The sequence below is a fragment of the Bacillus cereus group sp. BfR-BA-01355 genome (assembly GCF_022663675.1).
Classification (GTDB): domain Bacteria; phylum Bacillota; class Bacilli; order Bacillales; family Bacillaceae_G; genus Bacillus_A; species Bacillus_A thuringiensis_S.
Window position 1 is genome coordinate 1 of record NZ_JAKUFY010000501.1, and the last position, 219, is coordinate 219.

Below are 219 nucleotides of genomic sequence, written 5' to 3' on the forward strand. Positions count from 1 at the left end.
GAAACTCGGAATTAAAAATGTTTCCCAAATTAAGACATGGATGAAATGGTATCGTACAGATCAAACGTATCGTTTTCAACAACCTGTAGGAAAACAATATTCTTATGGAAAGGACCAAAAGAGCTCAGTGAATTAGAACAGCTACGTTTAGAAAATAAACATCTAAAAACAAAATTACTTGTATGGGGAAAGTATCTGGAAATCGAAAGGGGCTGAAAC

At 34.2% G+C, this 219-nt stretch carries 1 pseudogene; it reads left to right on the forward strand.

The features are described from left to right. Window positions 1-219 (forward strand): annotated as a pseudogene (locus MR167_RS32645) (IS3-like element ISBt2 family transposase); the annotation flags it as partial.